The sequence below is a fragment of the Klebsiella sp. HMSC16C06 genome (genome assembly GCF_001808325.1).
Lineage (GTDB): Bacteria > Pseudomonadota > Gammaproteobacteria > Enterobacterales > Enterobacteriaceae > Klebsiella > Klebsiella variicola.
In genome coordinates, this window is the sequence record NZ_KV792984.1 from 473,070 (window position 1) to 485,797 (window position 12,728).

Here is a 12,728-nt window from a genome sequence, read left to right on the forward strand (position 1 = left end):
ACCGTGGTCTTCCCTTTTGTTCACTGCACGAATGTGCTTTTACAGCGCCATATCGTGCTGCGGCGAGGCGTCGCGCGGCGGCTCTGCCGGTTTGGCGGTCGCGGTCGGCGCAGCCGCTGGCATCTGGATCACCGGCGGCTTAGTCAGCTGCAGCGCCGCGGCGGTGTCATCCCATACCTGCTGGGTCAGCGCCACGTTACCGTTCAGCTTCTGACCGTAGCTCGGCACGATAGCGTGAATACGGCTCTGCCACTCCGGCGAGTTAAACTGCTGCGGGAACATCTGCTTGAGTACGTTCAGGGTGATCGGCGCGGCGGTGGAAGCCCCCGGCGACGCGCCGAGCAGCGCAGAAATCGTTTTCTGCTGATCGACCACCACTTCGGTACCCAGCTTCAGAACGCCGCCCTTCTCTGCGTCTTTCTTAATGATCTGCACGCGCTGGCCGGCCTGGATCAATTTCCAGTCTTCTTTACGCGCGTCCGGGTAGTACTCTTTCAGCGCAGCAAAACGGTCATCATCACTGAGCATCACCTGGCTGACGAGATATTTCACCAGATCGAAGTTGTCGAGACCGACGTGGGTCATCGGCAGCACGTTATCGGTGGTGGTGGTGCTGAGCAGGTCAAAGAACGAACCATTTTTCAGGAACTTGGTCGAGAAGGTGGCGAATGGCCCGAACAGCACCACGCGCTTCCCGTCGAGATAACGAGCGTCAAGATGCGGCACCGACATCGGCGGCGCGCCGACCGAAGCCTGACCGTAGACTTTCTCCAGATGCTGCGCAGTGACCGCCGGGTTCTCGGTCATCAGGAACGAGCCGCCCACCGGGAAACCGGCATAGTTATCCGCTTCCGGAATGCCGGTTTTCTGCAGCAGCTTCAGCGCGCCGCCGCCGGCGCCGATAAAGACGTATTTGGCGTCAATAGTCTGCGCGTCCCCGCTCTGCACGTTCTTAATCGTCACGTGCCAGGAGTTGTCAGCATTGCGTTTGAAATCGGTCACCTCGGAGGAGGTTTGCAGGGTGAAGTGGTTATTTTTCTTCAGGCTGCCGATCAGCTGGCGGGTAATTTCGCCGTAGTTGACATCGGTACCCACCGGCGTCCAGGTGGCGGCCACTTTCTGCTGCGGATCGCGACCTTCCATCACCAGCGGCGCCCACTGTTTAATTTGCGCGTGATCGGTGGAGAATTTCATTCCCTGGAATAAGGTGGTCTGCTGCAGCGCGTTATAACGTTTTTGCAGGTAATCCACATTATCGCCCCACACGAAACTCATATGCGGTGTGGAGTTAATAAAGGAGTGCGGGTCGTGCAAAATACCGCGTTTCACCTGTGCCGACCAGAACTGACGGGAAATCATAAACTGTTCGTTAATATCCAGCGCTTTGCTGACGTCAATCGACCCGTCCGCTCGTTCCGGGGTATAGTTCAGCTCCATATTCGCTGAGTGGCCGGTACCGGCGTTATTCCAGCCGTTGGAAGATTCCAGGGCCACGCCGTCCAGTTTCTCCACCATGGTCAGGTTCCAGTCCGGCTGCAGCGCCTGCAGCCAGGTGCCGAGCGAGGCGCTCATGATCCCGCCGCCAATCAGCAGGAAGTCGGTTTTTTTCGAGGTATCCGCTTCAGCATGCGTCGCCGCGCTGACGAACATCGCTAATGCGGTAAAGGAAATAATCGTTTTTTTCATTGCAGGCATAATAGAATTATCACGTAGCACACGGTAATAAGAGGCAGCATATTAACGCACTTTTACTTTATTTTAAAATATCATTTACACTCTGGCATTTTTAATCAAATAATTATTTAACTTAAAAAAGCAAAGCGAGACATCAAAATGATACCTGGTGAAAAATAAGATCGAAAATTCAGCCTGATTGCTGAGAAAAATAAAAAAGAGAGATTTTTTTAGTTAATAAAGTCCAGGCGCGTACGACAATCGCGCGCGCCTGGCTGAGGGGTTAATGGGCGGGAGTGGTCGTGCTGCTGCGCTGTGCTTCGCGCAGGGCGAGACGCAGGTGATTGTGATGTTGCGTCAGCAGCTCGCGCGCGTGCCAGGCATCCAGCCCGCTGAGCAGCATCAGGATCGCGGTGCGGCAGTGCTGATGGCAGCTGGCCAGTGCCGCTTTTGCTTCACTGCGCGTGCAGTCGGTGGCCGCCATGACAATCGCTATCTGCCGCTCCGCCCAGTGCGAATTGTCAGCCTGCACGTCCACCCGCAGATTGCTGTACACCCGACCGTCACGGATGGCGAGCCCGGTCGTCAGCATGTTGACGATCTGCCGCTGGGCCAGTTGAGCCTTCGGATTGGCTAAGCCTGCCACCGCTTCCGGCCCGGTCTGTGGGGCAATAATGATATCCGCCAGCTGCGCCGCCTCGCTGGCCGCCTGCTGAGTGACGACAGCGATAGGGGCCCCCAGAGACCAGGCGTGGCGCATCGCGCCCCACACCCACGGCGTCTTGCCGCTGACGGTCAACGCCAGCAGCATATCGTGGTTGGAAAAGTCCAGCGACTGCAGTTCAAAGGCGCCCAGGTCATAATTATTTGCTGCGGTTTCCCGCTCGGCCATCGCCGCCGTCTGCCCACCGGCAATCAGTCCCACCAGCGCGTGTTTGCCTTCCGGCGAATAGTCGCTGACCGCCTCGATGGCCGTCCGGCCTGACGCTCCAGCGCCGATAATGACCAGGCGCCCTCCCCGGCCCATCGTCGCGGTGGCGACATCAATCAGCCGGGCGATGTCCGGCAGGCAGGCGCCGACCGCCTCCGATATCTGCTTATCATCCTGATGCAGCATCGCCAGCATGTCTGCCGTGGCGAGACGATCGATGTGAGTGGTATCCGGGTGACGGCGGGCCTGCATTGCAGCGGTTAGCGAACTGTTCATAACAACCTCCATTTACAACAGAAAAAGCGCATCTCGGCGACATCAGCGGCCTGATGCATATCCTTATATTCATCAGGTCTATTTAACCTCTGCCGCCACTATAAGTGGAATGTTCTGTGCTTTACCGCCGTCGGGGTCACAGTTTACCGTCCCCAACGCTCGTTTACGGGCGATTGTCGGTTATATGAGCAATGCTGTCTTACGTCTCATCTTCGCCGCTCGCCGGCATGGCCAGCCAGAAGGATTGTTGGCAGAACATGTGAAACGGTTTACGTATCGGCTAAACCGCCTCGATTGGCTTTGATTACACGGCTTTATGAAAACCGTCCTATCGGCGATAATATGCCTTCACTGAATCTATCCGGGATCGTCATGAAGGCTTCAGAGCACCCGCCTCGCGTTCGCCAACGCGCCTTACCGTTAAAGCTGAGCACCGCCGTGTCCTTGATGATCGGCAGCGTCATCGGCGCCGTGCTGCTGCTGGTGTATGCCCTGTGGTATATGCAGATAAGCAATGCCACCCGCGACGGTCTGAAAGAGACCGCGCTGGCGGTGGCGCGCACCATGGCCGATATGCCGCAGGTGAAGCGCGGACTGGAGGCGCCCCCGCAGCAGCAGATCATTCAGCCGCTGGCGCAGGCCATCACCCGGCGCAACGACCTGCTGTACGCTATCGTCACCGATATGCACGGTATTCGCTATTCGCATCCGGATACCTCTATCATCGGTAAGCGGTTTATCGGCCGGGATATCCTGCCCACGCTGCAGGGAAAAGAGAACGTTGCCATTAACCACGGCGTACTGGCCCCGGCGCTACGGGTGTTCACCCCGGTGTTCAACGACCAGCGCCAGCAAATTGGCGTGGTGGTGGTCGGCATTTCGCTGAGTAAAGTGGACGAACAGATCGCCAACAGCCGCTGGGACGTACTCCTGACAATCCTGTTCAGCGCGCTGGTCTGCGCGCTGGGCACCTGGAGCCTGGTACGCGGTCTGAAGCGCGTCCTGCTGGGGCTGGAGCCGCAGGAGATTTCCACCCAGTTTCAACAGCGTCAGGCCATGCTTCACGCCCTGAAGGAGGGCGTCGTTGCCGTCGATGCCCACGGCGAAGTTAATTTGATCAACCCAGCGGCGCAGGAGATCCTCTTTTCCGGCCCGGACAAAACCCTGGCCCACACGCCGCTGCTCGCCGACCTGCAGACCGTCTTGCAGAGCGGCGAGCCGATGTACGACCGCGAACTGGGATGCAATGGCCTGTTGCTGATCGGCAATACGGTGCCCATTCGCAGCCAGGAAGCGGTGGTCGGCGCCATCTGTACCTTCCGCGATAAGACCGAGGTGAGCCAGCTGCTGCAGCGGCTGGATGGCATGATGAGCTATGTGGATGCCCTGCGCACCACCTCTCATGAATTTATGAATAAACTGCACGTGATCCTCGGCCTGCTGAATATGAAAAGCTATGGCAAACTCGAGGAATACGTGCTGCAGACCGCCCACCGCTATCAGGCGGACATCGGCGACATTCAGCACCGCATTAAATCCCCGGTGGTGGCGGGCTTCCTGATAAGTAAAATTCAGCGCGCCACCGAGTGCGGCTTTACGCTGACGCTGGCGGAAGAGAGCCTGGTGCCGGATTGCCCGAACGAGAAGCAGGTCACGGTACTGGTGACGGTGCTGGGCAATCTTATCGAGAACGCGCTGGACGCCATGAGCGGCCATGCGGAGGGTGAGATCGGCCTGCTGCTGCACTACCAGGACGGCTGGCTAAGCGGTGAAGTGAGCGATGACGGACCGGGGATCCCGGAAAATAATATCGACGCTATCTTTAACAAAGGTTTCTCCACCAAAGGCGAGAATCGTGGCGTCGGGCTGTTTCTCGCCAACCAGCAGCTGCGCGAACTGGGCGGCACCCTCGCCGTCGAGTCGGAACCCGGCGTATTTACCCAATTTTTTGTTCATCTCCCCTGGGATAGTAAAAGGAAACGTGCGTGATAAATGTGTTGATTGTTGACGATGATGCGATGGTGGCCGAACTGAATCGCCTGTACGTGGCAAGAGTTCCCGGCTTTCGTTGCAGCGGGAGCGCTTCGACGCTCAGTCAGGCCCAGGAGATGATTAACGATAAGCAGCGGGAGATCGATCTGGTGCTGCTGGATGTCTACATGCAACAGGACAGCGGGCTGGATCTACTGCCGACCATCCGCGAGTCGGGGCGCGCTATCGATGTCATCATGATCACCTCGGCGGCAGACGCCGCCACGGTGCAGACCGCGATGCATTACGGGGTGGTTGATTACCTGATCAAACCTTTCCAGTTTCCGCGCTTTGAAGAGGCGCTCACCACCTGGCGGGAGAAGCGTAAACTGATGACCGGCCAGCCGTATTACGAACAGGCCGACGTCGACCGTCTGCTGCACGGCGGCGCGCCGGAGGCCAGCGACGCGCGCAAGCTGCCCAAGGGGCTAACCGCGCAAACGCTGCGTACGCTCTGCCAGTGGATTGACGCCCATCCGGACGTTGAATTCTCTACCGATGAGCTGGCGGCGGCCGTAAATATCTCCCGCGTCTCGTGCCGCAAATATCTGATTTGGCTGGCGCAGATCAATATCCTCTACACCACTATCCACTACGGCGCTACCGGGCGACCGGTCTATCGCTACCGCCTGGTCGCCGAACAGTACAGTTTGCTTAAGCAGTACAGTCAATAACCTGATAGCCGCTGTCCAGCGGCGAAAAACGCAGCCGCTGCCGCGATGAGAGAATGATGTCGCGATTTTTGGTGACGAAAATCGCGTCGATATCCTCACGCTGACGCAGCGCTGCGCAGCCCTTCTCTACGCCGAGGCCGAACAGCAGCGTAGTCCAGATATCGCCGTCTAAAGAATCCGTGGAAATCACCGTCACGCTGTCGAGTTCGTTATCCAGCGGATAACCGCTGCGCGGGTCGAGAATATGGTGCCAGCGTTTGCCGTCCTGCTCAAAATAACGTTCATAGGTTCCGGAAGTGACCACCGACTGTCCGTTGATCGTCAGGGAGCCGATCAGCGCCTGCGCGTCGGCAAACGGTTTTTTCAGGCCAATGGTCCATTCGCCGAGGGTATGCACATTGCCGCCGAGATTGATCAGCGCCTTCTCCACCTGCTGCTGACGGAGATAATCGCGCACGCGGTCAGCGATATAGCCTTTGGCGATCGCCCCGAGATCCAACTCCATCCCCGGCTGCTGGAGAAACACGCTGCAGGTTGCCTCATCAAGGATCACCTCCTGTGGGCGGGTCAGCGCCAGTCGGGCTCTGATATCAGCCGCGTCAGGCACGCTGTGCCCGTGAAAGCCAATTCGCCACAGCTTCACCAGCGGGCCGATGGCAAGATTAAAGGTGCTGTCGCGCACCATGCTGGCGGCTTTGGCGCACTGAATCAGCTGAAAGACCGGGCGACTGACCGTGACCGGATGGCGTCCGGCGGCATGGTTGATATCCATCACCTGCGACTCGGCACGGTTAACGGTAAGCAGATCTTCGTAACGTTTAATTAACTGAAATACGCGGGAGGCCAGCGCCTCATCGTGGGAATAAAGTTTGAGCAGAATGGGGGAACCCATCAGGACGGCGGAGTAGCTATAGACACGGTTATCGGACATCGGGCTCTCCTTCAGAAGGGATAAGAACCTATCCCAGTAGGCGTAATTGGCGCAGCCAGTTTGAACACGGACAGCGCGCAGAAACCGGAGCGTACACGTAGTACGTGAGGATTTCGAGCACTGCCCAGGTTCAACATGGCAAGCAAAATAGCCCTAATGAGATAGGCTCTAAGCCGGGCGGCAAAAGCACCAGCCCGGCATCAGCAATTACCTGTTATCCTCTGGCACGTTTCGCCGCCTGGTGGCCCGCGAGGGTACCGAAGATGATGATATCCGCGACCGCGTTACCGCCGATGCGGTTGCCGCCGTGGATCCCGCCCACCACTTCACCGGCGGCGTAGGCGCCGCGGATCGGCTGCTGGTCAACGTTCAGCACTTCGCCATCGGTGTTAATGGTCACGCCGCCCATGGTGTGGTGCACCCCGGGGGCGATGCGAATGGCATGGAACGGGCCTTCGTTAATCGGCGCGCGCAGCGCGGTTGTGCGGCCAAACTGTTCATCATGCTGTTTTTCGACTGCCCCGTTGTAACACTCGAGGGTGGCGAGGAAGGCATGGTAATCCATCCCCAGTTTCTCCGCCAGTTCACGTGGCGAGCTGGCGCTGGTGACGAAGCCTTTGGCGATGTACTCATCGGCAGCTTTGTTTTTCGCCCGCACATGCTCGTCAAAGACAATGTACGCATAGTGTTCCGGCAGGGCGATAATCGCCGCCGAGACTTTATCGCGGGTCTCCATTTCGTTAAAGAAGCGGTTCCCCTGCTGGTTAACAAGAATAGCGCCGCCGCCGCGAATCGATTCGGAAATCAGGTACGAAGTCTGCTGTTCGACGGTGGGGTGAATCTGAATTTCGCCCATATCCACGGTGCCAGCGCCGATGCGTTCCAGCAGCGCGATACCACTCCCGGTTGCCCCTTTGTGGTTGGTGGTGACGAAGCCTTCGAGGTCCGGACGATACTTCACCACCATCGCGCTGTTGGCGCTGAAGCCGCCGGTGGCCACTACGATGCTTTTGGTCTGTACTTCAATGACTTCTTTTTCGTCGTTGACCAGACGTACACCGCTCACCTCATCCCCGCTCATCAGGATCTCTTCCACCGAGGTATCCAGCAGGACGTCGATCCCGCGTTTGGTGATGTTGCGCACCAGGCCGCTAATCAGATAGCCGCCGACTGCTGACCCGTCGCGCGGACGGTGGGTACGGTCAATGCTCATCCCGCCGGTGGTGGTGATGTCGTTGAGCATAATGCCGCGGTCCGCCAGCCACTCAATGGCTTGCGGCGCATTCTCCACGAAGCGACGCAGCAGCTGCGGGTTGTTTTTGTTGTGGCCGCCCTTCAGGGTTTCCTGATAGAACAACTCTTTACTGTCCTGAATACCTTTGACCCGCTGGAAGCGAGTTTCCGCGGCGTTCATCCCGGCGGAAGCCTTGATGGTGTTGCCGCCAATGGTCGGCATTTTTTCGACGATCAGGATGCTGGCGCCTTCGTCGTGAGCCTGAATGGCTGCCGCCAGGCCGGCGCCGCCGCTGCCGACCACCACCACGTCATAACTTTTCGGCGCGGCGTCATTGCCGCCCTCTTCCGCTGCCAGCGCTTTGCTGGATTTCAGCATCGCTTTAGCGACCGCTTTTTTCACCGCTTCGCTCTGGCTGGTAGCACCGGAAATGGCGTCCACGTGCGGGGTGTTGGCGGTCAGAATACGTTCGCGGATCTCTTCGAAGCTGGTGGTGAACTCGACGGTCTGCACCGGGCTCGCCGCCAGTTCAATATCGGCAATATGATCATTTTCGAGGCTAACGTTGATCACCAGTTCATTGGCGTCATCCTGAACGGTTTCAACAAACATCCCCGGCTTAAATTTAGCGTCGCCCATGCTCATGTCGCGGATCATCGCTTCCACCAGCGAGAAGCGCCACAGCGGTTCCGGAATGTGCAGCGCCTCGCGCTGGGTGCTGTCGATAAACAGCTCCAGCTCTTCACCGGCGGCGATGCGTGCCGCCCAGTCCGGATAGGCGATGCAGGCGCGGCCCACGGCGATCAGGTCATAACCGTGATCGAGGCCCAGCTCGGCATCAGCAACGTTAACCACCCCGCCGACGCCCATCACCGGCACCTGAGCCAGGGTTTCAGAGCGCATCGCGCAGTATTTCTCGATCAGCGGCGTCGGGTCGCTGGTATCGACGATAGAGGGACGCAGGGTCGCGCCCACCGAGAAGTGCAGATAATCGACACCGCGGGCGGCCAGCTTTTCCAGCAGATACATGGTGTCGTCGAAGCGGATCCCCGGGACCTCCATCTCTTCCGGCGAGAAGCGATAGCCGATGATAAAGGCATCGTCAGCGTACTGGCGGGCCATTTTGTGGGTGATGTCGAGGACCGCCAGCGGGAAACGAGCGCGATTGTCGCGGCTACCGCCCCACTCGTCGTCGCGCTGGTTGGAGTTCGGCGAATAGAACTGCTGGATAAGATAGGTGTTGGCGCCGTGAATTTCGACGCCGTCGAAACCGGCGAGAATGGCGCGACGGACGCCGTCGCCAAACTTGGCGATCATCCCTTCCACTTCTTCTCCGCTCAGCGCCCGCGGCATCGCGGCGCCCTCACGCGGCGCGGCAATAGCGCTTGGCGCCACCGGCTGGCGCCCCCCGATCAGCTGCGGGTCGACCATGCGTCCGCCGTGATAGATCTGCAGAATCGCTTTTGAACCTTGCGCTTTGATCGCCTCGGCGATTTTCGCCAGGCCGGCAATTTTTTCATCATTATCGATGCCGATCGCGCCCGGGAAGGCCAGGCCGTAGTCATCAATAAAGCAGCACTCGACAATAATGGTGCCGATGCTGCCGGCGCGAGCGCGATAGTACTCCACCAGCTCGCTGGTGACAGTCCCATCGAAATAACCGGTGCAGGTGGTCATCGGCGCCATGAGCAAACGGTTTTTCAGCTCCGTACCATTTGGTAAAGTAAATGGCTGCAGAATTCGTTCGTTACTGGTCATAAGTTACGCTCCAGATTTTAAAATATTAAAAACTCAGAATGGGGTGACGGAATCATTAATGGTTTTGGTTTTTTAATTCCTGTTGTCATGCCAATAATATAGCGTGTTTTTTAGTTACTAAATCAATTACGTTAGTTATAAAACTATTTAACCCCAACAATAACATCGCTACCTCTATTGTATTATTAAAATAATAAATAGCATTTACATAATACAAATGCACGATAACATTTTAGATACTTATGTTAACATTAAAAACGATCGCAAATTTCAATAAAAACATTTATTTTCATGTGGTTACGAAAATAATGGATAAATTCAGCATTAAATGTTCATTTTTATTTTAACATTTATCGATATTTTAGCCAAATTAACACCTCATCATATAGGGTTATACTGATAATAAAAAAATAGTGAAATCACCTGCTTTTCTTGATCTCGATCAATTGCAACGGCCATTGAAAGCGCAATATATAAATAACCAACAAATTTAATTTAACGCCCAGACAAACGCGTTAAATAAACGCCCTGACGATACTCAGAAACGATAAATAAAAACTAAAGTAACTTTTGTAATTAAAGAAATCACTGAGCATGTCGCTGGCGTAAACGCTATTTTCAACAACTTGCAGATACTCATTATGAAAGAGAAAAAGACAACCATACCGCCTGCCGGTGCAGTCAATCCAACGACTGCGACTAAAAAACATCTCCTGATGATGGCGCTGCCGATTATCGTCGCTGTGCTGTTACTGTTTGTTCCCGTCCCCGATGGCCTGCCGCCGTACGCCTGGCACTACTTCGCCATCTTCGTCGGGGTAATCGTCGGGTTAATTTTTGAACCGCTGCCTGGCGCCGTTATCGGCATCACCGGCGTGGTGGTGATCGCCCTCTGTAGCCAGTGGCTGTTGTTCAGCCCGGAACAGATGGCCGCCCCGAGCTTCAAGCTGGCCGGCGCCTCCTTTAAATGGGCGGTGAGCGGCTTCGGCAACTCCACGGTCTGGCTTATCTTCGGCGCGTTCATGTTCGCCGCCGGCTACGATAAAACCCAGTTTGGCCGCCGCCTGGCGCTGATCCTGGTGAAATATCTTGGCCGTCGCAGCCTGACGCTGGGCTACGCCATCACCTTTGCTGACCTGTTGCTGGCGCCATTTACGCCGTCTAACACCGCGCGCAGCGGCGGTACCATCTACCCGATTATTGCCAACCTGCCGCCGCTGTACGGTTCAAAACCAAACGACCCGAGCGCGCGTAAAATCGGTTCCTATCTGATGTGGGTGGCGATCACCGCCGCCTGTATCACCAGCTCGATGTTCCTGTCAGCGCTGGCACCGAACCTGCTGGCCCTGGCGCTGGTAAAAAGCATCGTCGGCATCAACATCTCGTGGGGGACCTGGTTCATCGCCTTCCTGCCGCTCGGTGTCCTGCTGATCCTGACTATGCCGCTGCTGGCTTACTGGTTCTATCCGCCGGAAGTGAAAATCAATAACGAAGTGCCGCTGTGGGCCGCGCGTGAGCTGGAAAAACTGGGCAAACTGTCGCGCAATGAAATTCTGCTGCTGGTGTTCGTCTGCTTCGCGCTGATGATGTGGATCTTCGCCGCCGACTGGATTGAACCGGCGCTGGCCGCCCTGCTGGTTATCGTGCTGATGCTGTGGACCGGCGTGCTCTCCTGGAGCGACATCACCAACAACAAAGCGGCGTGGAACACCTTTGTCTGGTTTGCCACCCTGGTGGCGCTGGCCGACGGCCTCTCCTCCACCGGTTTCATCGCCTGGCTGGGTAAAGAGGGCGGCGCGCTGATGGGCGGTATCTCCCCAGGCGTGGCGACCATCGTCCTGCTGCTGGCGTTCTACCTGCTGCACTACCTGTTTGCCAGCACCACCGCGCACACCACTGCCCTGCTGCCGGCCATGCTGACTATTGCGGCCACCATTCCGGGTATGAATATGGAAGTGTTCGTCCTGCTGATGGTCACCTCGCTGGGCGTGATGGGGATTATCACCCCGTACGGTACTGGCCCAAGCCCAATCTACTACGGCAGCGGCTACCTGCCGACCAAAGACTACTGGCGCCTCGGCACCATCTTTGGCGCCATCTTCCTGGCCGCCCTGCTGCTGATTGGCTATCCGTGGATGTCCATGATGTTCTGATTCATAACCGCCGGGACCACCCCGGCGGTTTTTATCTTTATGGAGTAAGTGACTATGTCGACTAAACCGTTTGTTTATCAGGATCCGTTCCCGCTGGCGCACGACGATACCGAATACTATCTGCTCAGCAAAGAGCACGTCTCTGTCGCCGAATTTGACGGCCAGCCGGTTCTGAAAGTAGAGCCGCAGGCGCTGACCCTGCTCGCCCAGCAGGCCTTCCATGACGCCTCCTTTATGCTTCGCCCGGCGCATCAGCAGCAGGTCGCCTCGATTCTGCTCGACCCGGAAGCCAGCGAAAACGACAAATACGTGGCGCTGCAGTTCCTGCGCAACTCCGAAATCGCCGCCAAAGGTATTCTGCCCACCTGTCAGGATACCGGCACCGCCATCATCATGGGTAAAAAAGGCCAGCGCGTCTGGACCGGCGGTGGCGATGAAGCCGCCCTGGCGCAGGGCGTTTACAACACCTATACCGAAGATAACCTGCGTTACTCACAGAACGCGCCGCTGGATATGTATAAAGAGGTCAACACCGGCACCAACCTGCCGGCGCAGATCGATCTCTACAGCGTCGACGGTGAAGAGTATAAGTTCCTGTGTATGGCGAAAGGCGGCGGTTCCGCCAATAAAACCTATCTCTATCAGGAAACCAAAGCGCTGATCACTCCGGCGAAGCTGAAAAACTATCTGGTCGAGAAGATGCGTACCCTCGGTACCGCCGCCTGCCCGCCATACCATATCGCGTTTGTGATCGGCGGTACCTCGGCAGAAGCGACGCTGAAGACCGTGAAGCTGGCCTCCACCCGCTACTACGACGGCCTGCCGACCGAAGGCAACGAGCACGGTCAGGCGTTTCGCGACGTCCAGCTGGAGCAGGAGCTGCTGCAGGAAGCGCAGAACCTCGGCCTCGGCGCGCAGTTTGGCGGGAAATACTTCGCTCACGATATCCGGGTGATCCGTCTGCCGCGCCACGGCGCCTCCTGCCCGATCGGCATGGGCGTCTCCTGCTCCGCCGACCGCAACATCAAAGCGAAAATCAACCGCGACGGCATCTGGATCGAGAAGC

8 protein-coding genes are annotated in these 12,728 nt (G+C 57.2%); 4 read left to right on the forward strand and 4 right to left on the reverse strand.

Going from position 1 to position 12,728, the window contains the following annotated elements; all coding sequences use genetic code 11:
* Positions 1 to 39: 39 nt before the first annotated feature.
* Positions 40 to 1,650 (reverse strand): malate dehydrogenase (quinone), encoded by a 1,611-nt coding sequence (gene mqo / locus HMPREF3142_RS04615; RefSeq protein WP_224226274.1) that lies wholly within the window; start codon positions 1,648 to 1,650, stop codon positions 40 to 42.
* A 307-nt stretch (positions 1,651 to 1,957) separates the two neighbouring features.
* A complete protein-coding gene (locus HMPREF3142_RS04620; protein WP_008805041.1) occupies positions 1,958 to 2,881 on the reverse strand; it encodes an N-acetylmuramic acid 6-phosphate etherase in 924 nt (307 codons plus the stop codon).
* A gap of 372 nt (positions 2,882 to 3,253) precedes the next feature.
* Here HMPREF3142_RS04620 and HMPREF3142_RS04625 point away from each other — a divergent pair, with 372 nt between their 5' ends.
* Both HMPREF3142_RS04625 and dcuR read left to right on the forward strand, forming a co-directional pair.
* On the forward strand, positions 3,254 to 4,870 hold the full coding sequence (locus tag HMPREF3142_RS04625; RefSeq protein WP_048267872.1) for a sensor histidine kinase: 1,617 nt from the start codon (positions 3,254 to 3,256) through the stop codon (positions 4,868 to 4,870).
* Positions 4,867 to 5,586: a two-component system response regulator DcuR gene (gene dcuR / locus HMPREF3142_RS04630; RefSeq protein WP_008805043.1), complete on the forward strand. Its 720-nt coding sequence runs from the start codon at positions 4,867 to 4,869 to the stop codon at positions 5,584 to 5,586. The genes HMPREF3142_RS04625 and dcuR overlap by 4 nt, the downstream gene beginning before the upstream one ends.
* Here dcuR and HMPREF3142_RS04635 read toward each other — a convergent pair.
* Both HMPREF3142_RS04635 and HMPREF3142_RS04640 read right to left on the reverse strand, forming a co-directional pair.
* On the reverse strand, positions 5,567 to 6,517 hold the full coding sequence (locus tag HMPREF3142_RS04635; RefSeq protein WP_023322540.1) for an FAD:protein FMN transferase: 951 nt from the start codon (positions 6,515 to 6,517) through the stop codon (positions 5,567 to 5,569). The two genes, dcuR and HMPREF3142_RS04635, sit on opposite strands and share 20 nt — an antisense overlap.
* Before the next feature lie 214 nt (positions 6,518 to 6,731).
* Positions 6,732 to 9,509 carry a flavocytochrome c gene (locus tag HMPREF3142_RS04640; RefSeq protein ID WP_064170116.1) on the reverse strand — a complete coding sequence of 926 codons (2,778 nt, stop codon included), beginning with the start codon at positions 9,507 to 9,509 and terminating at the stop codon, positions 6,732 to 6,734.
* Positions 9,510 to 10,150: 641 nt separating this feature from the next.
* Between HMPREF3142_RS04640 and HMPREF3142_RS04645 the strand changes: the two genes are divergently transcribed.
* Positions 10,151 to 11,662, forward strand: coding sequence for an anion permease (locus HMPREF3142_RS04645; RefSeq protein ID WP_032738852.1), 1,512 nt, complete (start codon positions 10,151 to 10,153; stop codon positions 11,660 to 11,662).
* 54 nt (positions 11,663 to 11,716) lie between these two features.
* The coding region (locus tag HMPREF3142_RS29780; protein ID WP_228706464.1) for a fumarate hydratase at positions 11,717 to 12,728 on the forward strand (1,012 nt) is incomplete at its 3' end.

What these genes read in the sequence shown, in the direction of transcription:
- HMPREF3142_RS04620 (WP_008805041.1), bottom strand. Translation starts at nt 2,881, where the DNA reads ATGAACAGTTCGCTAACCGCTGCAATGCAGGCCCGCCGTCACCCGGAT.
- HMPREF3142_RS04645 (WP_032738852.1), top strand. Translation starts at nt 10,151, where the DNA reads ATGAAAGAGAAAAAGACAACCATACCGCCTGCCGGTGCAGTCAATCCA.
- HMPREF3142_RS04625 (WP_048267872.1), top strand. Translation starts at nt 3,254, where the DNA reads ATGAAGGCTTCAGAGCACCCGCCTCGCGTTCGCCAACGCGCCTTACCG.
- HMPREF3142_RS04635 (WP_023322540.1), bottom strand. Translation starts at nt 6,517, where the DNA reads ATGTCCGATAACCGTGTCTATAGCTACTCCGCCGTCCTGATGGGTTCC.
- HMPREF3142_RS04640 (WP_064170116.1), bottom strand. Translation starts at nt 9,509, where the DNA reads ATGACCAGTAACGAACGAATTCTGCAGCCATTTACTTTACCAAATGGT.
- mqo (WP_224226274.1), bottom strand. Translation starts at nt 1,650, where the DNA reads ATGTTCGTCAGCGCGGCGACGCATGCTGAAGCGGATACCTCGAAAAAA.